The organism is Pseudomonas sp. FSL R10-1350, from assembly GCF_009600525.1.
Lineage (GTDB): Bacteria > Pseudomonadota > Gammaproteobacteria > Pseudomonadales > Pseudomonadaceae > Aquipseudomonas > Aquipseudomonas helleri.
In genome coordinates this window covers 1-20,121 of the sequence record NZ_WIVR01000058.1, presented here as the reverse complement: position 1 = coordinate 20,121, position 20,121 = coordinate 1, and the positions used below count along the sequence as shown (strand labels likewise).

At 59.1% G+C, this 20,121-nt stretch carries 20 protein-coding genes and 1 pseudogene; 10 read left to right on the top strand and 11 right to left on the bottom strand.

Going from position 1 to position 20,121, the window contains the following annotated elements; translation table 11 throughout:
* Nucleotides 1-66 precede the first annotated feature (66 nt).
* On the bottom strand, nucleotides 67-2,346 hold the full coding sequence (gene ptsP, locus GHO25_RS20475; protein ID WP_048390931.1) for a phosphoenolpyruvate--protein phosphotransferase: 2,280 nt from the start codon (nucleotides 2,344-2,346) through the stop codon (nucleotides 67-69).
* 21 nt (nucleotides 2,347-2,367) lie between these two features.
* Entirely contained in the window at nucleotides 2,368-2,847 is a 480-nt protein-coding gene (locus tag GHO25_RS20470; RefSeq protein WP_019828104.1) for an RNA pyrophosphohydrolase, read from the bottom strand.
* Nucleotides 2,848-2,990: 143 nt separating this feature from the next.
* On the opposite strand from GHO25_RS20470, the gene GHO25_RS20465 reads away from it, so the two are divergent.
* Nucleotides 2,991-3,647: an HAD family phosphatase gene (locus GHO25_RS20465; protein WP_153372550.1), complete on the top strand. Its 657-nt coding sequence runs from the start codon at nucleotides 2,991-2,993 to the stop codon at nucleotides 3,645-3,647.
* A gap of 81 nt (nucleotides 3,648-3,728) precedes the next feature.
* Here the strand turns inward: GHO25_RS20465 and GHO25_RS20460 are convergent, their stop codons facing one another.
* Nucleotides 3,729-4,157, bottom strand: coding sequence for a DUF2269 family protein (locus GHO25_RS20460; RefSeq protein ID WP_048371066.1), 429 nt, complete (start codon nucleotides 4,155-4,157; stop codon nucleotides 3,729-3,731).
* A 40-nt stretch (nucleotides 4,158-4,197) separates the two neighbouring features.
* A complete protein-coding gene (ilvA, locus tag GHO25_RS20455; RefSeq protein ID WP_048371068.1) occupies nucleotides 4,198-5,712 on the bottom strand; it encodes a threonine ammonia-lyase, biosynthetic in 1,515 nt (504 codons plus the stop codon).
* A 132-nt stretch (nucleotides 5,713-5,844) separates the two neighbouring features.
* On the opposite strand from ilvA, the gene rpiA reads away from it, so the two are divergent.
* Entirely contained in the window at nucleotides 5,845-6,516 is a 672-nt protein-coding gene (gene rpiA / locus GHO25_RS20450) for a ribose-5-phosphate isomerase RpiA (protein ID WP_048371069.1), read from the top strand.
* 88 nt (nucleotides 6,517-6,604) lie between these two features.
* Here the strand turns inward: rpiA and GHO25_RS20445 are convergent, their stop codons facing one another.
* Together GHO25_RS20445 and GHO25_RS20440 are read right to left on the bottom strand one after the other, a co-directional pair.
* On the bottom strand, nucleotides 6,605-7,513 hold the full coding sequence (locus GHO25_RS20445) for an SdiA-regulated domain-containing protein (protein ID WP_153392036.1): 909 nt from the start codon (nucleotides 7,511-7,513) through the stop codon (nucleotides 6,605-6,607).
* Nucleotides 7,514-7,585: 72 nt separating this feature from the next.
* The gene (locus GHO25_RS20440) at nucleotides 7,586-8,518 is read right to left on the bottom strand and encodes an SdiA-regulated domain-containing protein (RefSeq protein WP_048371073.1); all 933 of its coding nucleotides are present in this window, start codon (nucleotides 8,516-8,518) and stop codon (nucleotides 7,586-7,588) included.
* Nucleotides 8,519-9,153: 635 nt separating this feature from the next.
* Here GHO25_RS20440 and GHO25_RS20435 point away from each other — a divergent pair.
* From GHO25_RS20435 to GHO25_RS20400, 8 genes are all read left to right on the top strand, one after another.
* Entirely contained in the window at nucleotides 9,154-9,918 is a 765-nt protein-coding gene (locus GHO25_RS20435; protein ID WP_048371074.1) for a hypothetical protein, read from the top strand.
* A 207-nt stretch (nucleotides 9,919-10,125) separates the two neighbouring features.
* On the top strand, nucleotides 10,126-11,367 hold the full coding sequence (locus GHO25_RS20430; protein ID WP_153392034.1) for an SfnB family sulfur acquisition oxidoreductase: 1,242 nt from the start codon (nucleotides 10,126-10,128) through the stop codon (nucleotides 11,365-11,367).
* A gap of 11 nt (nucleotides 11,368-11,378) precedes the next feature.
* Complete coding sequence (locus tag GHO25_RS20425; RefSeq protein WP_153392032.1) at nucleotides 11,379-12,575, top strand: SfnB family sulfur acquisition oxidoreductase; 1,197 nt, start codon at nucleotides 11,379-11,381, stop codon at nucleotides 12,573-12,575.
* Nucleotides 12,575-13,930: an LLM class flavin-dependent oxidoreductase gene (locus GHO25_RS20420; protein ID WP_153392030.1), complete on the top strand. Its 1,356-nt coding sequence runs from the start codon at nucleotides 12,575-12,577 to the stop codon at nucleotides 13,928-13,930. Before GHO25_RS20425 ends, GHO25_RS20420 begins: the two co-directional genes overlap by 1 nt.
* A 106-nt stretch (nucleotides 13,931-14,036) precedes the next feature.
* A complete protein-coding gene (locus GHO25_RS20415; RefSeq protein WP_153392028.1) occupies nucleotides 14,037-14,828 on the top strand; it encodes a MetQ/NlpA family ABC transporter substrate-binding protein in 792 nt (263 codons plus the stop codon).
* Between the two features lie 2 nt (nucleotides 14,829-14,830).
* Nucleotides 14,831-15,952 carry a methionine ABC transporter ATP-binding protein gene (locus GHO25_RS20410; protein ID WP_153372532.1) on the top strand — a complete coding sequence of 374 codons (1,122 nt, stop codon included), beginning with the start codon at nucleotides 14,831-14,833 and terminating at the stop codon, nucleotides 15,950-15,952.
* Nucleotides 15,942-16,586 (top strand): methionine ABC transporter permease, encoded by a 645-nt coding sequence (locus GHO25_RS20405; protein ID WP_048371085.1) that lies wholly within the window; start codon nucleotides 15,942-15,944, stop codon nucleotides 16,584-16,586. The genes GHO25_RS20410 and GHO25_RS20405 overlap by 11 nt, the downstream gene beginning before the upstream one ends.
* 40 nt (nucleotides 16,587-16,626) lie before the next feature.
* Entirely contained in the window at nucleotides 16,627-17,250 is a 624-nt protein-coding gene (locus GHO25_RS20400) for a class I SAM-dependent methyltransferase (RefSeq protein ID WP_153335948.1), read from the top strand.
* A gap of 92 nt (nucleotides 17,251-17,342) precedes the next feature.
* Here GHO25_RS20400 and GHO25_RS20395 read toward each other — a convergent pair whose 3' ends face one another.
* From GHO25_RS20395 to GHO25_RS20375, 5 genes and pseudogenes are all read right to left on the bottom strand, one after another.
* Nucleotides 17,343-17,801, bottom strand: a complete 459-nt coding sequence (locus GHO25_RS20395) for a transposase (protein WP_048371089.1) — start codon at nucleotides 17,799-17,801, stop codon at nucleotides 17,343-17,345.
* A gap of 184 nt (nucleotides 17,802-17,985) precedes the next feature.
* Nucleotides 17,986-18,201, bottom strand: coding sequence for a molybdopterin-binding protein (locus GHO25_RS20390; protein ID WP_003444581.1), 216 nt, complete (start codon nucleotides 18,199-18,201; stop codon nucleotides 17,986-17,988).
* Between the two features lie 31 nt (nucleotides 18,202-18,232).
* Nucleotides 18,233-19,039 carry an aliphatic sulfonates ABC transporter ATP-binding protein gene (gene ssuB, locus GHO25_RS20385; protein ID WP_048371090.1) on the bottom strand — a complete coding sequence of 269 codons (807 nt, stop codon included), beginning with the start codon at nucleotides 19,037-19,039 and terminating at the stop codon, nucleotides 18,233-18,235.
* Complete coding sequence (gene ssuC / locus GHO25_RS20380) at nucleotides 19,036-19,842, bottom strand: aliphatic sulfonate ABC transporter permease SsuC (protein ID WP_048371091.1); 807 nt, start codon at nucleotides 19,840-19,842, stop codon at nucleotides 19,036-19,038. Before ssuC ends, ssuB begins: the two co-directional genes overlap by 4 nt.
* 7 nt (nucleotides 19,843-19,849) lie before the next feature.
* A pseudogene (locus tag GHO25_RS20375) lies at nucleotides 19,850-20,121 on the bottom strand (alkanesulfonate monooxygenase); the annotation flags it as partial.

Sequence of the window (20,121 nt, the reverse complement as noted above, 5' to 3'; positions counted from 1 at the left end):
GTTTTACGACGACTGCGTCGCCGGACGTAGCCTGCGGCAACTGCTACGGATTCATCCCCACCAAAACTAATAAGGCTTGATCGCCGCCGGGTTCATCATGCGCGTCAGGCCCATGTTTTTCAGGGCCAGCTGGATGGTGCTGCGAATGACTTGCGGGTTGTCGATGGTCATGACTTCAGCCAGCAACTCCTTGGCCCGGCTCAGGCTAACCTGGCGCAACATCCACTTCACCTTGGGCAAATTGGTGGCGTTCATTGACAGGCTGTCAAAACCCATGGCCATCAACAAGATCGCAGCCGCCGGGTCACCGGCCATTTCACCGCAGATACTCGCAGGCTTGCCTTCGGCGTGGGCGTCACGCACCACCGCCTGCAAGGCTTGCAGCACGGCCGGGTGCAGGTAGTCGTACAAATCGGCCACCCGCGGGTTGTTGCGGTCCACCGCAAGCAGGTACTGGGTCAAGTCGTTGGAACCTACCGACAAAAAGTCCACCTGACGGGCCAGCTCTTTGGTCTGGTACACCGCCGCCGGGACTTCGATCATCACGCCAATCGGCGGCATCGGCACGTCGGTGCCTTCGTCGCGCACTTCACCCCAGGCACGGTGCAGCAGGTGCAGGGCTTCTTCGAGTTCGTGGGTGCCGGAGATCATCGGCAGCAAGATGCGCAGGTTGTTCAGGCCTTCGCTGGCCTTGAGCATGGCCCGGGCCTGCACCAGAAAGATTTCCGGGTGGTCGAGGGTCACGCGGATCCCGCGCCAGCCCAGGAACGGGTTGTCTTCTTTGATCGGGAAGTACGACAGCGACTTGTCGCCGCCAATGTCCAGGCTGCGCATGGTCACCGGCTGCGGATGGAAGGCCGCCAACTGCTCGCGATAAATCGCCAACTGCTCTTTTTCGCTCGGGAAGCGCTGGTTGATCATGAACGGCACTTCGGTGCGGTACAGACCTACGCCTTCTGCGCCACGCTGTTGCGCACGGGCCACATCGGCCAGCAGGCCGGTGTTGACCCACAGCGGCATGCGGTGGCCGTCCGGGGTGATACACGGCAGCTCGCGCAGGGCGTCGAGGCCCTGGGACAACTGGCGTTCTTCTTCAACTACGTCGGCGTATTGTTTGCGCAACACATCGCTGGGGTTGGTGTAGACCTCACCGTGGTAGCCGTCGACGATCATCTGGATGCCGTCGACCTTGGAGTACGGCAGGTCAACCAGGCCCATCACGGTCGGGATGCCCATGGCACGGGCCAGAATCGCCACGTGGGAGTTACCCGAACCCAATACCGAAACCAGGCCCACCAGCTTGCCTTCAGGCACCTCGCCGAGCATGGTCGCGGTCAGCTCTTCACTGACCAGAATGGTGTTGTCGGGGTAGACCATGGTTTGCTGGTGATCGTGCTGCAAATAGGCCAGCAAGCGGCGCCCGAGGTCACGCACGTCCGACGCCCGCTCGCGCAGGTAGTCGTCGTCCATCAATTCGAAACGGTTGACGTGATCAGTCACCACCTGACGCAGCGCGCCCTGGGCCCACTGACCGGTCTTGATCACATTTTTGACTTCGCTGCCCAGCGAGGCGTCGTCGAGCATCATCAGGTACACGTCGAACAGCGCCTGCTCTTCGGGGCGCAGTTGCGTGGCGAGCTTTTTCGACACCGCGCGCATGTCGTTGCGCACGCCTTCGAGGGCGTTTTTGAACAGCGCTATTTCGGCAGGAATATCGGTGATGGTCTTGTCGGGCACCACGTCCAGATCGGCCGGAGGCAGCATGACCACCGCCGTACCGACCGCCGCGCCGGGCGAACCGGGCACGCCGACGAATTTGGCTTCCTGGATACCCTTGCCCTGACGCCCCAGGCCACGAATCGACCCTGTAGCTTCTGCGTGGGCAATAACCCCGGCCAATTGCGCGCTCATGGTCACGAGGAAGGCTTCTTCACCCTCATCGAACTGGCGGCGTTCTTTTTGCTGAATGACCAACACCCCCACCACACGGCGGTGGTGGATAATCGGCGCGCCGAGGAATGAGGCATAGCGCTCCTCACCGGTTTCGGCAAAGTAGCGGTAGCGCGGGTGATCGGCGGCGTTTTCGAGGTTCAGAGGCTCTTCGCGGGTACCCACCAGACCGACCAGGCCTTCGTTGGGTGCCATGCTGACTTTGCCGATCGAGCGCTTGTTCAAGCCCTCGGTGGCCATCAGTACAAAACGGTTGGTCTCTGGATCAAGCAAATAGACCGAGCAGACCTGGCTGCCCATGGCCTCTTTGACGCGCAACACAATAATCCCCAACGCCGCCCTGAGATCTTTGGCGGCGTTTACTTCCTGGACGATCTTGCGCAGCGTATTGAGCATGGCTCGGGGTCGAACTCCGTGTCAGGCGCGCGTTAATAGGCGCGGTGCAAGTTCTTTGAGCGCGCGACGGTAGACCTCGCGCTTGAATGTCACCACCTGGCCCAACGGATACCAATAGCTGACCCAGCGCCAGCCATCGAATTCCGGTTTACCGGTTAAATCCATCCGCACCCGCTGCTCATTCGAGACCAGGCGCAGCAAAAACCACTTTTGCTTCTGGCCGATGCACAGCGGTTGGCTGTGGGTACGGACCAGGCGTTGCGGCAAACGATAACGCAACCAGCCTCGCGTGCAGGCGAGTATTTCTACATCTTCGCGTTCCAGGCCAACTTCTTCGTTCAGCTCGCGGTACAAGGCGTCTTCCGGCGTCTCATCAGGGTTGATTCCGCCCTGTGGAAACTGCCACGCGTCTTGATTGATACGGCGAGCCCACAGTACCTGTCCGGCATCATTTGTCAGAATAATCCCGACATTAGGACGGAAACCATCGGGGTCGATCACGGCAACAACCTCGCAAACGCATGTCGCCGCATTGTTCCACAAAGGTTGTGAAAGCAGCAACGCGCCTTCCTGCCTTATGTGCACTCTTATTAAAAGACCGTATTCTTGTGGGCTTTCAACCGACAGCTCAGCGGGTAATTGCAATGCGTTTGGCTTTATTCGACTTGGACAACACCCTTTTAGGCGGCGACAGCGACCACGCGTGGGGCGATTACCTCTGCGAACGCGGCATTCTCGACGGTGACGCCTACAAAGCTCGTAACGACGAGTTTTACCAGGATTACCTGGCCGGCAAGCTCGACAATGCCGCTTATCTTAATTTCAGCATGGAAATTTTTGGCAAAAATGACATGGATCAACTCGATCAATGGCACCGCGAATTCATGCGCGACTGCATTGACGAACTGATGCTGCCAAAAGCCCAGGCACTGTTGGCCAAACACCGCGACGCGGGCGATACGCTGGTGATCATCACCGCGACCAACCGTTTTATCACCGCACCCATTGCGGCAAAGCTGGGCGTGGAACATTTGATCGCCACCGAATGCGAGATCGTTGATGGCCGTTACACCGGCCGCAGCACTGACGTGCCGTGCTTCCGTGAAGGCAAAGTGACACGCCTGAACCGCTGGATGGCAGAAAACGGCCACAGCCTCGAAGACAGCTACTTCTACAGCGATTCGATGAACGACCTGCCATTGCTGGAGCAAGTGACCCACGCCGTGGCCGTCGACCCGGATGAAAACTTGCGGGCAGAAGCCGTTAAACGTGGCTGGCCAGTGATTTCGCTGCGCGATTAAACCCAATCCTGTAGGAGCGAGCTTGCCTCGCGATCTTTAAAGTCAAAAGATCGCGAGGCAAGCTCGCTCCTACAGGGATGGTTAAACCGGTTTTGCGCCCATCATGGCCGCAATCGCAATAAAGCAAATCGCACAAAAAGCCGCCAGCACCACGGTAAAGCCCGGGTGTTTGGCCATTCGCCCCAGCCGCAGGCGGTTGAGGCGCACCAACAGCCACAACCAGCTCAAGCCACCCAGCAGGTACAAACTGCTCCCGCCCAGCAACCACAGCTGGCTCAGCGGCCAACCCGCCATGTGCACCAAAAACCAGCCACTCACCGGCAACGCCAGCAGGCACAGGCCCATCAGCCCCCAGAGAAACGCCCACGGGCGGCGCACCAGGCCACCCGCCAGGAAGGCGTCACCGGCACGCCGACGGCGAATCACCACAACCAGCAATACAAGCGCACTGACAAACAACAGCAGTGTCGATACGCCATGCAGCAGTTTTAACGCGGTGAACGTTTCCATTTGATTTATCTCTTGAGCCGTTCATTCAGCGTAGCGTTTATCAGCCAAGAAACAGCTGATACGCCGGGTTATCGCTTTCATCCCAGTACGGATAGCCGATTTCAGCCAGCGCCGCAGGCACCAGGTGGCGCTCATCGGCGGGCACTTGCAAGCCGGCCATCACACGGCCATCTGCCGCGCCATGGTTGCGGTAGTGGAACATCGAGATGTTCCAGCGCCCGCCCAGCTTGCTGAGGAAGTTGAACAGCGCCCCCGGGCGTTCCGGGAATTCAAAGCGGAACAGCAACTCATCGCTGACCTTGGCCGCGTGCCCGCCCACCATGTGGCGGATGTGCAATTTGGCCAGTTCGTTTTCAGTCAGGTCGACCACCGGGAAGCCCTGCTCGGCCAGGCTGGCCAGCAACGCGCTACGCGGGTCGTTCTCGGGATGGGTCTGCACACCGACGAATATGTGGGCTTCGCTGCCGGTGTGGTAGCGGTAGTTGAATTCGGTGATCTGGCGCTTGCCGACCGCCTGGCAGAACGCCTTGAAGCTGCCCGGCACCTCGGGGATGGTCACCGCGATGATCGCCTCGCGGCCTTCACCCAGTTCGGCCCGCTCGGCCACATGGCGCAAACGGTCGAAGTTAACGTTGGCGCCCGAGTCGATGGCCACCAGCGTCTGGCCGCGCACACCGCGTTGCTCGACGTATTTTTTGATCCCGGCCACGCCCAGCGCACCCGCGGGCTCGGTGATCGAGCGGGTGTCATCGAAGATGTCCTTGATGGCCGCGCAGATTTCATCGGTGCTCACGGTGATGACTTCATCGACGTAGTCTTTGCAAATATCAAACGTGTGCTGGCCGATCTGGCCCACGGCAACGCCGTCGGCGAAGATCCCGACGCTTGGCAAGACCACGCGCTCACCGGCCGCCATCGCGGCTTGCAGGCAGTTGGAGTCATCGGGCTCGACGCCAATGACTTTAATATCTGGCCGCAGGTACTTCACATACGCCGCAATACCGGCAATCAATCCGCCACCGCCCACCGGCACGAAGATCGCATCCAGCGGCGTCGGGTGTTGACGCAGAATTTCCATCGCCACGGTGCCCTGCCCGGCGATGGTGTGCGGGTCATCGTAGGGATGTACGTAAACGTAGCCTTTTTGTTCAACCAGTTGCAGCGAGTACGCCAGGGCTTCCGGGAAGGAATCACCGTGTAGCACCACAATACCGCCACGCGAACGCACGCCTTCAATCTTGATCTCAGGGGTGGTTTTGGGCATCACGATGGTAGCTTTCACCCCCAGCACCTTGGCGGCCAGCGCCAGGCCTTGTGCATGGTTGCCGGCCGAGGCGGTAACGACGCCGCAGGCACGCTCGGCGTCGGTCAATTGCGTGAGCTTGTTGTAAGCGCCACGAATCTTGAACGAAAACACCGGCTGCAAATCTTCGCGTTTGAGCAAAATCTGGTTGCCCAGACGCGCAGACAACTGATTGGCAGGCTGCAATGGGGTTTCTACCGCGACGTCATAAACGCGCGAGGTGAGTATCTTCTTAACGTACTGTTCGAGCATCGGAAAGCTTCACTGGGCGGTTAGCAGGGACCAAGGAGTCTACCCCAGCGTTTACACGGGCGACCATACGAATCCAAAGGTTTTAGTTATACTCCACGCCCTTCTGTTTACCCTTCCCGCCCCGGAGCCCGCATGACCCAGGATCAACTCAAACAAGCCGTAGCCCAGGCGGCTGTCGACTTCATCCTCCCGAAACTGGATGACAAGAGCATCGTTGGGGTCGGTACCGGCTCCACGGCCAACTGCTTCATTGACGCGCTGGCCTTGCACAAAGGCGCTTTCGACGGTGCCGTGGCCAGTTCCGAAGCCACCGCCGCACGCCTCAAGGGCCACGGTATTCCTGTGTACGAGCTGAACACCGTGAGCGATCTGGAGTTCTACGTGGACGGCGCCGATGAGAGCGACGAACACCTCAACCTGATCAAAGGCGGCGGCGCCGCCCTGACCCGCGAAAAAATCGTCGCGGCCGTGGCCAAAACCTTTATCTGTATCGCTGACGCCAGCAAGCTGGTGCCGGTGTTGGGCGCGTTCCCGCTGCCGGTTGAAGTGATCCCGATGGCCCGCAGCCACGTGGCCCGCGAACTGGTCAAGCTGGGCGGCGACCCGGTGTACCGCGAAGGTGTGCTGACGGACAACGGCAACATCATTCTTGACGTGCACAACCTGCAGATCGTCGACCCGGTGAAACTGGAAACTCAGATCAACGCCATCGTCGGTGTGGTGACCAACGGTTTGTTCGCTGCGCGCCCGGCGGACCTGTTGCTGCTGGGGACGCCTGAAGGCGTGAAAACCCTGAGCAAATAACCCGTAACCGTGTAGGAGCGAGCTTGCCTCGCGATCTTTTAAACCATCAAAAGATCGCGAGGCAAGCTCGCTCCTACGTGGTGTTGATTCAGGGCTTTTTGAACACGTAAAACAGGTTCGGCTCACTCACCAGGTACAGCGTCCCTTCGTCGTCCATGGCGACGCCTTCCGCTTGCGGCACTGACTCTTGCAGACCATTACGGCCCTTTTTCAGCGATAACGTGCTGAACGGGCGGCCACTGATGTCCAGTTCCAGCAGCAACTTCGACTCATCCGACAGCGCCAGCAAATGGCCGCTGCGCTCATCAAACTGCAAGCTCGATAAATCACGCACAAACAGTCGCGCATCACGTCGCGGGTTGGTGATCACGTGGGTGGCATAGGGTTGTTGCGGGTTGTCATGGGGAAAGCCGCGCACTTCGTAAATCAGCATCGGGTCGCGCTCCTTGGCCACAAACAGGCGCTTGCCCGCCGAGTCATAGGCCAGCCCCTCGAACCCTTTGTTGCCCGACGGGCTGATGCCCAAGGTCAGTTGCTCGGCATCTGCGGCATTGAGCTCGCGAGTGGTCTCGTCGAGTTTCACTTTGATCAGGCGCTGGGTGTATTCATCGGTGATCACGTAGGTGTTCTCATCAATGAACTCTATGGCCTCGGCATCACCAAACCCGGTCAGTTTTATCCGCCGCACTATCCGCCCATCCAGAGATAACTCCACCAGCTCCGGGTTTTTATTGGTCACGGTAAACAGGCTTTTGCGCACCGGGTCGAAGGTCAGGGCCGAGACATTGTCTTCAAGCCCCTCAATCACCCGGCCTTGCAGCACCGCACGGTAATCGCCCAGGTTGATGGCATTCGGGTTGGCAGGCTGCCACAGCAGGCTGAGGTTGAACCAGGTTCGGTCGAACAGGCGGTAATGCTGGGCCGCGAAGCCCGCGGCCAACAGCGCCACGAGCAACACGCCCAGAAAAAGCGGGGTAGAACGGCTGACACGCGACATAAGGACAAGCTCTTGAAAAATCAGTCGGATGAAATATCACGGCTGCATGAATTCAAGCTTAATCCGTCATGGCTATTTGGCTTTCTTTTCGAAACGGTAGAAAAGATTGGGCTCGCTGACCATGTACAAGGTGCCGTTGTTATCAATCGCCACGCCTTCGGCCCGAGGGATGGTGCTCTTGAGGCCATTGAAGCCACGCAGCAGGGTCATGAAGCTGACCTGTTCGCCCAGTTCATCCAGCTCCAGCAGCAGGTGCGAATCGGCGGAAAGCACCAGCGTATGGCCCGTGCGCGGGTCAATGCTCAGGCCCGACAAGTTGCGCAGGTCGAGCTCATCGCTCGGCACTTTCTGCTTGTTGCCCAAGAGGGTCTGGCTACCGTCGCTTTTCCACACATACATCGCCGGTGGGCGCTCTTCACCCAGCAGCAGTTGCTGACGGCGCGGGTCCCAGGCAATGGCCTCGAAGGCTTTGTTCTGATCTTTGGAAGGGCCAAGGTCGTACTTGGGGAAGTCCTTGATGTTCAGGGTTTTGGTATCGGCATCGACTTTGACGATGGTCAATAAATGATCACGCTCATCGACGATACCCAGCAGGCCGTTCTCCATCACGGTCAAGCCTTCAGGGTTGCTCCAGCCCTCCAGGGGGATTTTGCGCAGCACATCGCCCTCAAGGCTGAGCTCAACCAGAAACGGGTTTTTGCCCATGACTGAAAACAGCGTGTTGGTCTTGGGGTTATACGACAGGTCCGAGGCTTCGTCCTTCTCCAGCCCTGTCATCGGCTTGCCATCAATGACCACGCGGTAGTTTGGCAGCCAGACACTCTCATTTTGATCGTTCTGGCTCTCGAACTGCTCCAGCACCCACAATGCACCCCGGTCGTCCCAATGCAGGATTGACGCGATCCCATAGAACAGCGCAGCCAGCAGAAAAAGCCAGGAATACCAACGCAAGCGAAAGCGCGAAGGTCGCGGGTCAGACGAGGTCTGCAGAGGGTCTGTGGCCATTAACGTGATCATCCAGGAAATTTTGCTACGTCTAAATAACACAAAGCGGGCAAAACCGATTGCCCCTCCCGCGGGTATTATGCAGAGAGTGTGTGAAATTATTGCTAAGAAGCACCGCCCTCGGTTCCCCTTCGATAGAGCGCTGCCTCAACTCAGCCCTTGAACTTACCTGCCCGAATACATCAGCACATCCGTAGGAGTTGTCTTTAATTATTTTAAGTAACTAGCGCGCATTCACCCAACCCCTTTTAAAAATCCACATTTGGTTTAAATGACGTACGACTTGTGCCCACGTCTTTAACACATTCCCTCGCCTGCTAATTATTCACAACCCCCCTAGACTGCCGCCGCTCACGTCACATTAAACGTCTTGCCAGTAGGAACTTTCTGAATATGACTCAGAGATTAATAATTGCAAGATCGCTCCTTGACACTCTTGCACCAAGACTCTTATCTAATAAACAACCAGACTCACCCGCACCCAACCCCACTATTGAACACGCTATAACGGTGCACACGGATTGTTAAACCGATTACTCCGGTAACACAGCACCCGCTCCCTTGGACGCCAGCGTCCGGACTCACTCAATTGCCGTGCTCTGTGCAGCCTTAAAGTTAGACAGGAGTTTACATTTATGCCATTTACCTCACACGCCCAAAAGTTGGCAGCCCCCACACTTGCACAATCGAACAAGCAGACTATTTGTGCCCGTGCTGCCGAACAACTGTTTGTCAGCATCGCGCCCTATATAAATATGGAAGAAGGCGACTTGATTGAATTGTTCTGGGACGGCTGTTATGTATCTTCACGGCAACTTTACCGGGCCGATATAGGGCAACCGGTATCACTTCGAGTGCCTGAAAGTTTTATTCAAAACGGTACCGCCCGTCTTTATTATCGCGTGATGCACATTGGCAGCAGCCCTGCTCTTTCCGCGCAACTTAAAGTACTGGTCAAACTTGACTGCCCTGGCGGAGTGGCCATCGGAGAAGAGAACCAGGGCCTCGCGCCCTTGATGATCCCGGAGCAAATCCAACGCTACGGGGTCAATCCCAGCCAGATGAAACGCGGGGTGCCGCTGACCATCGAGCCTTATCGCAACATGGCTGGCGAAGATGAAATCACCTTGCTCTGGGGGGACGTGCGCCTCGACCTGCCCAAGTTGCGCCACATCGACATCAACAAACCCGTCAGCGTATTCGTGCCCCCTGAAATCATCCAGGAAGCCGGTGAAGACCCAAAACTGGAAATCACCTACTGCGTGATTGATCGCGTGGGCAACAACTCACGCTGGGCACCGACCCGCACGCTGAAGGTGGGCGCCAACAAGCGTTACATCAACTCTGCCCCCCGCGAAATCCTGCGGGCTGCCGAAACACGGCCCAACTGGCGCGACTGACCCTGGCGGGCAGCACGAATCATCTATTCATATTCCGAAAAGTTAGTTCTTTTAATTTTTATACTCAATTAGGGTATATGCACCGGACCACCGGACTCTCTTGCTTTACATCGCGCCGCTCAAGCGGCGCTCCAAAGATGAGGTAGGTATGGTCAGCAACACAATTACCCTTTACGGGGCATTGCGTGCAGCCAAGGAGCGGAACTAATGACTCTCTTGGCAACTGCACAACTGCAAAGCGACCTGGATGTCGCGCCCCTGTTGTTAGCAGCGCACGTCCTGCGCACCGACAACGAAGCCCTTCAAGCCGCCCACGCCCTGGCTGACGCTGCGCGTGAGCACGCCGCAAAACGCGATCAGCAACGCAAGCTGCCGTGGTCACTCATAGAAACCTTCACCCGCAGCGGTTTGGGCGGTATTTCGATAGCCCGTGAATTTGGCGGCGCGCAGGTGTCGTTTGTGACCTTGGCTGAAGTCTTCGCGATCATCTCGGCGGCCGACCCGGCGCTGGGGCAGATCCCGCAGAATCAGGTCGGGCTGCTTAACCTGATTGCCAGCGTCGCGAGCCCTTCGCAAAAAGAGCAGTTGTTCACCAGCGTGCTGCAAGGCTGGCGCATAGGTAATGCGGGCCCTGAGCGCGGCACCAAAAACACCCTCGAATTGAAAGCCCGGATCACCGCCGACGGCGATGATTTTGTGATCAATGGCCAGAAGTTTTACTCCACCGGCGCGCTGTTTGCGCACTGGATCGCCGTCAAGGCACTGAACCACGATGGCAAACAGGTCATGGCCTTTGTCCGCCGTGGCACCCCCGGCTTGCGCGTGGTCGATGACTGGTCCGGTTTCGGCCAGCGCACCACCGCCAGCGGTACGGTCCTGCTGAACAACGTAGCCGTTGAAGCAGAACTGGTGATCGACAACTGGCGCCTGGCTGAAGTGCCGAATATTCAAGGCGCGATTTCGCAGTTGATTCAGGCCGCCATTGACCTGGGCATTGCGCGCGGTGCCATTGCCGACACTATCAGCTTTGTCCGCGAACGGTCGCGTCCCTGGGTGGATGCCAAGGTCGAGCGCAACAGCGATGACCCTTACGTGATCGCCGACATCGGCAAATTGCACATCGAGTTGCACGCCGCCGAAGCGCTGTTGCGCAAGGCCGGTCGGGTGCTCGACGAGGTCAGCGCGGCACCGATTGATGCAGCCGCTGCGGCCCGCGCCTCGATTGCTGTGGCCGAAGCCAAGGCGCTGAGCACTGAGCTGTCGTTACTGGCCAGTGAAAAGCTGTTCGAACTGGCGGGCAGCCGCGCCACCCTTGCCGAGTTCAACCTGGACCGCCATTGGCGCAACGCACGGGTGCACACCCTGCACGACCCGGTGCGCTGGAAATACCACGCCATCGGCGCCTATCGCCTCAACGGCACTTTGCCTGCACGGCATTCCTGGATCTAACGGAGACACCCATGTCACTGATATCCAAACAGGTCCCGGTCATCCAGAGCGATGCCGAGGCCCTGAGCGTAGCGCGTGAGCTGGCCGCCCATTTCAAACGTGAAAGCACCGTGCGAGATCGCGAACGGCGCCTGCCTTTTGATGAGCTGGAACTGTTTTCCCACACCGGTCTGTGGGGCATCACCGTGCCCAAGGCCTATGGCGGCGCAGGTGTATCCAACGTCACCCTCGCCGAAGTGGTCAGCCTTATTTCAGCGGCCGACAGCTCGCTGGGGCAAATCCCGCAGAACCATTTCTATGCCCTCGAAGTCCTTCGGGTAAACGGCAGCGAGGCGCAAAAACAACGGCTGTACACCGAGGTGTTAAACGGCCAGCGCTTTGGCAATGCCCTGGCCGAACTGGGCACCAAAACCGCCCACGATCGCACCACGCATTTGGCCAAGGCCGAACACGGCTATCGCATCAATGGCCGCAAGTTCTACGCCACCGGCGCGCTATATGCGCAGCGTATTCCGACGTCGGTTGTAGATGACCACGGCGTGCAGCACCTGGCGTTTGTGCGCAGCGACAGCGACGGCCTGAACGTGATCGACGACTGGAGCGGCTTCGGCCAGCGCACCACGGGCAGCGGCTCGGTGGTGTTCGACAACGTGTTTGTTGCCAGCGATGACGTGATCCCGTTTCAAAGCGCCTTTGAACGCCCGACACCGGTGGGCCCGCTGGCGCAGATTCTGCACGCAGCCATCGACACCGGCATCGCCCGCGCCGCCTTTGAAGACGCGCTGAACTTTGTGCGGCACAAAACCCGGCCCTGGATCGACGCCACCACCGACATTGCCAGCGAAGACCCGCTCACCCTTAAAAGCTTCGGCCAGTTGAGCGTGCGCCTGCATGCGGCTGAAGCCCTGCTGGAGCGTAGCGGCGAGTTCCTCGACATCGCCCAGACCAACACCACCGCCAGCACCATCGCAGCCGCCTCGATTGCCGTGGCCGAAGCCCGCGCCATCAGCACCGAAGTGGCCCTGAGCGCGGCCAGCACTCTGTTTGAACTGGCCGGCAGCCAGGCCACCTTGGCCGAATACGGCCTTGACCGCCACTGGCGCAACGCCCGCGTGCACACCCTGCACGACCCGGTGCGCTGGAAGTACCACGCTGTCGGTAACTACTACCTCAACAGTGAAAACCCACCGCTGCGGGGGACCATCTGATGAGCAAAAAGAAAATCCTGCTCAATGCGTTCAACATGAACTGCATCGGGCATATCAACCACGGGTTGTGGACGCATCCACGCGACACCTCAACGCGCTACAACACCCTGGAATACTGGACCGAGCTGGCTCAATTGCTGGAACGCGGGCTTTTTGACGGGCTGTTTATCGCGGATATCGTCGGCGTTTACGACGTTTATCAACAGTCGGTTGATGTTCCGCTTAAAGAATCCATCCAGTTGCCGGTCAACGACCCATTGCTGTTGGTTTCAGCCATGGCCGCCGTCACCAAAAACCTCGGTTTTGGTTTGACCGCCAACCTCACCTACGAGCCGCCGTATCTGTTCGCACGGCGCATGTCGACCCTCGATCACCTGACCCGTGGCCGCGTGGGCTGGAACATCGTCACCGGCTACCTGGACAGCGCAGCCAAGGCCATGGGCCTGACCGAACAAGTGGAGCACGACCGCCGTTACGACCAGGCCGACGAATACCTGGAGGTGCTGTACAAACTCTGGGAAGGCAGCTGGGAAAACGACGCCGTGCTCAACGATCCGGCGCAGCGTATCTACGCCCGGCCCGACAAAGTGCACAAGGTCAAACACGCGGGCGAGTTCTATCAGGTCGAGGGTTATCACCTCTGCGAACCGTCGCCACAGCGCACCCCCGTGCTGTTTCAGGCGGGCAGCTCGGACCGTGGGCTGGCCTTTGCCGGGCGCCATGCCGAATGCGTGTTCATCAGCGGGCAGACCAAGGCCGCGACCAAACTCCAGGTCGACCGGGTGCGCGCCAGCGCGGCTGCATCGGGCCGCAACCCGGATGACATCAAAGTGTTTATGGGCCTGAACGTGATCGTCGCGCCGACCGAAGCCCAGGCGCTGGCCAAGCGTGAGGAATACTTGGCCTACGCCAGCGCTGAAGCCGGGGTCGCGCATTTTTCCAGCTCCACCGGCATCGACTTTGCCGATTACGAGCTGGACGAGCCGATCCAGTACGTGAAGAGCAACGCCATCCAGTCCGCGACCAAAGTGCTGCAAAACAACGACTGGACGCGCCGCAAATTGCTCGAACAACACGCGCTGGGCGGGCGCTACATCACTGTGGTCGGCTCCCCTGAACAGGTCGCCGATGAGCTGGAATCGTGGATCGGGCAAACCGGTCTCGACGGTTTCAACCTGACCCGCATCGTCACGCCCGAAAGCTACGCCGACTTCATTGATTGGGTGATCCCCGAGCTGCAACGCCGGGGCTCTTACAAAACCGCCTATGACACCGGCAGCCTGCGGCAAAAACTGTTTGTCGAAGGCGACGCGCACCTGCCTGAACGGCATACCGGCGCTTCTTTTAGACCTTAAAAACTGTAGGAGCGAGCTTGCCTCGCGATCTTTTAAAGATCAAAAGATCGCGAGGCAAGCTCGCTCCTACAAGACCGAATGATGCCCTTTTGACCGGAAAAATTTCATGAACAAAAAACACGCTCTGGTTCTCGCGCTCGGCCTGTTCAGCAGCCTTGCCTTCGCCGCCGAAAAACCTCTCAAGGTCGGCACCACCGCCGCCTTCGCCATTCCGCTGGAAGCCGCCGTGGCTGAAGCGGACAAACAAGGCCTGAAAGTTGAACTGGTGGAATTCACCGACTGGATCGCCCCCAACGTCAGCCTCGCCAGCGGCGACATTGACGTGAACTACTTCCAGCACATCCCGTTTCTGGAGAACGCCAAGGCCGCCAGCGGCTTTGATCTGGTGCCGTACGCACCGGGCGTGATCAACAACGTGGGCCTGTATTCGAAGAAGTACAAAAGCTTTGATGATCTGCCCACCGGCGCCACCGTGGCCATCGCCAACGACCCGATCAACAGTGGCCGCGGCCTGCAATTGCTGGCCAAGGCCGGGCTGATCACGCTCAAGCCCGGCGTGGGTTACAAAGCCACCGAAGAAGACATCACCGACAACCCGAAAAAACTGAAAATATTGCAGGTTGAAGCCGTGCAACTGGTGCGCGCCTACGACGATGCCGACCTGGTGCAGGGCTACCCGGCTTACATCCGTCTGGCCAAAACCTTCGATGCCACCTCCGCCATCCTGTTCGACGGCATCGACCACCCGGAATACGTGATTCAGTTCGTCATCCAGCCCAAGAGCAAAGACGACCCGCGCCTGGCCAAGTTCATCGACATTTACCAGCACTCACCGGTGGTCAAAGCCTCGCTGGATAAAACCTACGGCACCCTGTACCAACCTGGCTGGAAGAACTGACGATGAACCTGGCCCTTGATCGCGCCCGACTCGACGAGCCGCAGCCCGATGCCGTTCGCACCGAACTGCACCCGGAGCTGACCAACGCCCACGTGCGCTTTATTGGCGTGGGCAAAACTTATGACGGCCGCCAAGGCCCGGTAGACGCCCTCAAAGGCATTGATCTGGCGATTCAACGCGGTGAAATCTTCGGCATTATTGGCCGCAGCGGCGCCGGTAAATCGTCGTTGATTCGCACCATCAACCGCCTTGAACAGCCCAGCAGCGGGCGGGTGTTGATTGATCAAATCGACATCGGCGGGTTTGACGAAGACAAGCTGGTGGCGTTGCGCCGCCAGATCGGCATGATCTTTCAGCACTTCAATCTGATGTCGGCCAAGACCGTGTGGCAGAACGTCGAGTTGCCGCTCAAGGTAGCGGGTGTGCCCAAACCGCAACGCGAACAAAAGGTCCGCGAACTGCTGGAACTGGTGGGTCTGCAAGGCAAGCACACGGCCTACCCGGCGCAACTCTCCGGCGGGCAAAAGCAACGTGTGGGCATTGCCCGCGCACTGGTTCACGACCCGCAGATTTTGCTCTGCGACGAGGCTACCTCGGCCCTCGACCCGGAAACCACCCAGTCGATCCTCGGCTTGCTGCGCGAGATCAACCAGCGCCTGGGCCTGACCATCATCCTCATCACCCACGAAATGGCGGTGATCCGCGACATTTGCCACCGCGTGGTGGTGCTGGAGCAAGGCCGTGTCGTGGAGCAAGGCCCGGTGTGGCAAGTGTTTGGCGACCCGCAACACGAGGTCAGCAAAACCTTGCTCGCACCCCTGCAAGACAACCTGCCCGAGGCGCTGCAACACCGCATCAGCGCAACGCCACAGTCGTCGCAATCAAGCGTGATTCTGCGTCTGCGCTTTACCGGCGGCCAGGCCCAGGAGCCCGATTTGGGCGCGCTGTTTAACGCGCTGGGCGGCCAGGTGCGTTTACTCCATGGCGGCGTCGAGCAGATCCAGGGGCATGCCCTGGGGCAACTGCTGCTCAGCGTGACCAGCGCCTCACTGGGGGCAGAAGAACTGCGCAAGCGCGCAGAACAATGGGCACAACAGGTCGAGGTGCTGGGCTATGGGGTTTGATCGTTTATGGCAGGGCGTGATCGACACCTTTTTGATGGTCGGCGTGTCGTCACTCATTGCGTTGATTCTGGGCATTCCGCTGGCAGTGATTCTGGTCACCAGCGGCAAGGGCGGCATCTATGAAGCCCCGGCGCTGAACAAAGCCCTGGGCGCGTTTGTAAACCTGTTCCGTTCCATCCCGTTTCTGATTTTGATGGTGGCGCTCATTCCGTTTACCCGGCTGATTGTCGGCACCACTTACGGTGTGTGGGCGGCCGTCGTGCCGCTGACCATCGCCGCCACGCCGTTTTTTGCGCGCATTGCCGAAGTGAGCCTGCGCGAGGTGGATCACGGGCTGATCGAAGCTGCCCAGGCGATGGGCTGCAAACGGCATCACATCATCTGGCACGTACTGCTGCCAGAAGCGTTACCGGGCATTGTCGGGGGTTTTACCATCACCATCGTCACCATGATCAACTCCTCGGCCATGGCCGGGGCGATTGGTGCCGGGGGCTTGGGCGACATTGCCTACCGCTACGGTTACCAGCGCTTTGACACCCAGGTCATGCTCACCGTGATTGTTTTGTTGGTGGTGCTGGTGGCGGTGATTCAGCTCGGCGGCGATCGTTTGGCGCGTGTGCTGAACAAACGCTGAGGTATAGTCGGCGGCAACACCGCCGCCGACCGAGCCTGCAATGACCCTGGACCCCACCACCCTCGAACAGATTGCTGCCACCACCCTGGCGCATTACCAGCAGAGTGCCGAAGGCTTTCGCGAAGGCACTCGCGACCACGACGTCAGCCAGAACATCGACGCCTTGCTGCGCCACCTTCAGGGCGCGGCGCCGTTCACGATTCTGGATTTCGGCTGCGGCCCTGGCCGCGACCTGCAAGCCTTCACCCGCTTGGGGCATGTCGCCATCGGCCTGGACGGTACCGAGCGCTTTACCCAAATGGCCCGCGAAGACAGCGGCTGTGAAGTGTGGCACCAGGACTTTCTCAAGCTCGATCTGCCGGCTGAGCGCTTTGACGGCATCTTCGCCAACGCCTCGTTGTTTCATGTCCCGACCCAAGCCCTTGAGCGCGTGCTGAGTGAACTGCACGCCAGCCTCAAACCGGGCGGCGTGCTGCTCAGCTCCAACCCGCGCGGCGACAACCGTGAAGGCTGGAATGGCCAGCGCTACGGCGCGTACCACGACCTCGAACACTGGCGCGCGCTGCTCACTGCGGCGGGTTTTACCGAGCTGGAACACTACTACCGCCCCACCGGCCTGCCCCGCGACCAACAGCCATGGCTGGTGAGTGTTTGGCGTAAGTAACCCCTTTTTTTGTAGGAGCGAGCTTGCCTCGCGATCTTTTGATCGTTTAAAAGATCGCGAGGCAAGCTCGCTCCTACAGTGGGGTGGTGTGTTTATAGCCAGATGGCATCCCAGTGAGGGTAGTCACCCAAACGCTTGACCAAGCCTGCCCGCAAGGGGTTGGCAACGATATAGCGGGCAGCATGAACCACATCTTCGTCATAACGGATTGCCCGGTCGTGATAGCCCTTTTGCCAAAGCTTGAGCGGGCTTCCTTGTGCAACGCCGATGCTCATGGCAGCACGTGATTTTGTCCGTTGCATCACCGTTGAAAGACTGGCGTGCTTGAGCTCGATCAGCCAATGAAAGTGATCCGGCATCACAACCCACGCCAGTGATGTGACGTTACGTTCTTGATGAGTTCGCTTCAGTTCATTGACCAATAAGCGAGCAACAAGAAAATCACTGAAAAACGGCTCACGATTCTTCACCACTGCAGTGACCAGATAAATACGGCCACTTTCGGAATATCTTCCTGTTCGTAACCGACATCCATGAGCCGAATCTGCCATTCCCTTTCCTTGTGAATAAGCATCAAAAGAAAAAGGTTAGTGTCGTCGCGGCAATAGCGGAGCACGCCTGTGGTTCTGAATATGTCCAAAACCCTCTGTAGGAGCGAGCTTGCCTCGCGATCTTTTCACCCATAAAAAACCCCGAAGGGCTCGCGCCTTTCGGGGTTGTGGGTCTTGGCATGGGTTACAACTTGGCGATGGACACTTCGGTGGATTTTACGAAGGCGATCACTTCGCTGCCGACCACCAGTTCCAGCTCTTTGACCGAGCGGGTGGTGATGACGGAGGTGACGATGCCGGAGGCGGTTTGTACGTCGATTTCGGAGAGCACGTCGCCCAGGACGATTTCTTTGATGTGGCCTTTGAATTGGTTGCGAACGTTGATGGCTTTGATGGTCATGGTGTCGATTCCTGTCTTGAGAAAAGTAGGTTTAAAGCGCCCAACGCAGTTGCGTAGGCAGCGGTGCAACAGGGTCTGGCTCTGGTGGCGAGCCAGGTAAAGCGAGCACTCGGTGAAGCACTTCGGTTTCCAGTGCCGCCAGTCGATGTGAACCACGCACCCGAGGGCGCGGCAGTTCGACGGTGAGGTCGAGCCCCACTTCACCGTCTTCGATCAGGATGACCCGGTCAGCAATCGCAACCGATTCGCTGACGTCATGGGTCACCAGTAATACGGTGAATCCATGCTGGCGCCACAGGCGTTCGATCAGTTGTTGCATCTCGATGCGGGTCAGCGCATCCAGTGCACCCAAGGGCTCGTCCAGCAAAAGCAAACGCGGTTGGTGGATCAAGGCGCGGGCCAGCGCTACACGCTGCTTTTGCCCGCCCGACAAGGCCGCCGGCCATTCATTGGCGCGCTCGGCCAGGCCGACTTCTTCCAGCGCCTTGAGGGCTTTGGGCCGCCAGTCGCCTTTGAGGCCAAGGCCCACGTTGTCGATGACTTTTTTCCAGGGCAGCAAGCGCGCTTCCTGGAACATCAAGCGTGTGTCTTCACGCGCTTCTTGCAGCGGCGCGCTGCCGGCCAGCAGTTCGCCGCCCGTGGGCTGGTCAAGCCCGGCCAGCAGGCGCATCAAGGTGCTTTTGCCACAGCCGCTGCGGCCCACAATGGCGACAAACTGGCCTGCCGGAATATGCAGATTGATGCCACGCAGCACCAGACGATCGCCAAAGGCTTTTTGCAGGCCCTTGACCACCAGCGGGATGCCCTGACGCAAATGCGGAGGTTGTTGAGCTGTCATGCGGCACCGCCTTTTGGCACTTGATAAGCCGGGTGCCAGCGCAACCAGACACGTTCCAGACCTCGGGCGGCAGTGTCTGCCAGCTTGCCGAGGATCGCGTACATCACAATGGCCAAGACCACCACGTCGGTCTGCAGGAACTCCCGGGCGTTCATCGCCAGGTAGCCAATGCCGGAGCTGGCGGAGATGGTTTCAGCCACGATCAGCGTCAGCCACATAAAGCCCAGGGCGAAGCGCACGCCGACCAGAATCGACGGCAGCGCGCCCGGCAGGATCACTTGCCAAAACAGGCTAAAACCCGACAAGCCGTAGCTGCGCGCCATTTCTACCAGCGCCGGATCGACGTTACGGATGCCGTGATACGTGTTGAGGTAGATCGGGAACAAAGTGCCCAACGCCACCAGAAAAATCTTCGCTGACTCGTCGATGCCGAACCACAAAATCACCAGCGGGATCAGCGCCAGGTGCGGCACGTTACGGATCATTTGCACCGAGCTGTCGAGCAGGCGCTCGCCCCACTTCGACAGGCCGGTGATAAAGCCCAGCGCCAGGCCGATGCTGCCGCCGATCGCGAAGCCCACACCGGCGCGCCAGCCGCTGATGGCGAGGTGTTTCCAGATCTCGCCACTGCGCACCAACTCCACGCCCGCTTCGATCACTGCAATGGGTGAGGGCAGGATCCGCGTCGACAACCAGCCCGCCGACACCGACAACTGCCACACCGCCAACAGCAACACGGGCAATGCCCAGGGGGCAAACGTGTGGGCGACTTTATGAAGGCTTGTAGCCTTTGCCGTACTCATGCTCGCCTCAGCTCTGCGACGCAGCTTTAGGGAGGATGTCGTTGGCGACCATTTCGCCAAACGGGCTCACGTAGCCTGCGCTTTTGGGCAGTTCCGGGCGCTCGATGTCCAGGTGCGGGAACAGCAGTTCAGCCACGCGGTACGACTCTTCCAGGTGGGGATAACCCGAGAAAATAAAGGTGTCGATGCCCAGGTCTGCGTATTCCTTGACCCGCGCCGCAACGGTTGGGCCGTCGCCGACCAGTGCCGTGCCCGCGCCGCCGCGAACCAGGCCCACGC